Source organism: Caballeronia sp., assembly GCF_049581465.1.
Classification (GTDB): domain Bacteria; phylum Pseudomonadota; class Gammaproteobacteria; order Burkholderiales; family Burkholderiaceae; genus Caballeronia.
In genome coordinates, this window is record NZ_JBAUSA010000295.1 from 1 (window position 1) to 2,057 (window position 2,057).

The following is a 2,057-nucleotide window of genomic DNA, read 5'->3' on the forward strand; positions in this document are numbered from 1 at the left end:
CGTCACGATCGTCGGCTCCCCGCAGCAGATCGCGGACACCATCGTGCGCTTGCATCAGGCGGGCATCGACGGCGTGCAATTGAGCTTTTTCGATTTTCAGCCTGACCTCGATTTCTTCGGCGAGCGCGTACTGCCGCTGTTGCGCGAAGCAGGCCTGCGCTACTGACCGCCCAAGCTGCGCATCACTTCGAATAACACTCAAGACACACAGGGGACCCGTATGAGCCGAATCTGGTACACCCGCTGCCCTGCCCCCACGCCGTTTGGCATCACCGTGCAGAAAGGCTGGCTGGAGCAGGAATTCGCCGCTGACGGCATCGACGTCAAAGCGCTACAGGACGCCGACGACGTGCAGGTTCGCCGCTCGCATTTCACGCATACGCAGCCATGGTCGTTCCGCCAGGGCGGTAATATTCCTGCGCTTTGGGCGCGCCCCCAAGGCAGCGAAACTCGCCTGATCGGCTTGAGCTGGGTGGACGAATTCCAGGCCCTGATCACGCTCGATAGGCAGCTCGACGCGAATCCGCAATCGCTTGGTCGGCGACGCTTCGGACTTCCAATCAATACCCGCGCAAGCGTAGTCGACTTTCATCGCGCGACTGCATTGCGCGGCTTCTCCTCATTGCTCGGTGCGCTGGGCGTCCAACTCGACGACATCGATCTGGTCGACCTGCCGCATACACCCCGCGGTCTCGAAGACGCAAAACCCACCGGCGATGCATCTCTCGCCGATTGGCTCGACGCACAACGTTCGCACGAGTTCGCGCGTGAGGCGCAAGCACTGCTGCGCGGCGAAGCCGACGTCGTGTTCGTCAAAGGGGCGACCGGTCTCGATATCGCGAATGTGCTCAATGCAAAGATCCTCCTCGAGATCGGCGCGCAGGCGGATCGTGTGTTGCACGCGAATAACGGCACGCCGCGACCGCTGACCGTGGACGCGCAACTGCTGCGCGAGCGTCCCGATCTGGTCGAAAGGGTAGTGGCAAGCACGCTCGACACCGGCGATTGGGCCCACGGTCACGCGGGCGACTTGGCGCATTACGTCGCCCGCGAAACGCGCAGCGCCGAGCATTGGGTCGAGCGCGCTTATCCGGGCGGCTTGCATCGGCAGTTGACCATCGGACTCGATCCCCAAGCCCTCGCCGCCCTAGCCGACTTCAAGCATTTTCTATTCAAGTGGGGTTTCATTGCGTCGGACTTCGATTTCGACGCATGGGTGGACCCCGCGCCCCTTCGTGCCGCGCTCACGCGGCGACATGCGCCCACGTCTCCCACCGTTTAAGCCGGCTGCGCTCCCCTTTTCCTCTCTCACACAACTTACGATGGCTCATGTCACATCGCAGGCGGCGTTGCGCCGCCGCGGCACGCGCTTGTTCAGCGGCGCGCTCGGATTAGCAGTCACGTTCATCATCGCGCTGTCCGCTCAAGCGTCGCAGGCACAGGCTCGCGGCGGCACACTCAATTTCGTCGTCACGCCGGAACCGACCGCGCTGGTCGATCTGGCCACCACCGCGATCAACGTGCTGAAGGTCAGTCAACGCGCAAAGAAACGAAGCAAAGAAACGCGTTTCAAACCGCCAACATTTAAGTGTCGTCGTTGCTCATTCCAGGTTTTTGGCACGAACGTAGCACGGCCCCAAACACTTAACCCGCAGTCGAACCCCCGCCTCAAGCACCAACGCCGCGCACACGCTTCGCCTCGACGGCCCCAATCCCATTGCTGCCGCGATAGTTACACCCGCGAGAAAGCCCTCGGCAACGCCCGTGGAATCGCGGACCGTGGGCTTTGATGGTACGAGAACACAATAGTCACTGATATACGGCCGTCGAGGCGAAGCGTATGCGCGCCGCTTGAATTAGAGGTGGGTGTTCGACTACGCGTTGATGCATGAAGGCGGCACTACGTTCGGGCCAAAAGCCTGAAATGAGCGACGACGACACTTAAGAATTGGCGGTTTGAACGCGTTTCTTTGCTTCGTTTCTTTGCGCGTTTGCAAAGTTAGTATGACTTCCGTGAGCAGTAAGGGCTGGCCCCCGTGACGGAGCTAAAACACGCG

Annotated in this window: 2 protein-coding genes and 1 pseudogene; all 3 read left to right on the forward strand. The window is 61.2% G+C overall.

Annotated elements, in window-relative coordinates:
- Positions 1–166: pseudogene (locus tag WCA53_RS07365) on the forward strand (LLM class flavin-dependent oxidoreductase); the annotation flags it as partial.
- A 54-nt stretch (positions 167–220) separates the two neighbouring features.
- On the forward strand, positions 221–1,282 hold the full coding sequence (locus WCA53_RS07370) for an ABC transporter substrate-binding protein (protein ID WP_423907470.1): 1,062 nt from the start codon (positions 221–223) through the stop codon (positions 1,280–1,282).
- Positions 1,283–1,370: 88 nt separating this feature from the next.
- Positions 1,371–1,790, forward strand: coding sequence for a hypothetical protein (locus tag WCA53_RS07375; RefSeq protein WP_423907472.1), 420 nt, complete (start codon positions 1,371–1,373; stop codon positions 1,788–1,790).
- Positions 1,791–2,057: the final 267 nt, after the last annotated feature.

Bases quoted from the DNA above. Each gene is read 5' to 3' on its own strand.
- WCA53_RS07370 (WP_423907470.1), top strand. From the start codon at position 221: ATGAGCCGAATCTGGTACACCCGCTGCCCTGCCCCCACGCCGTTTGGC.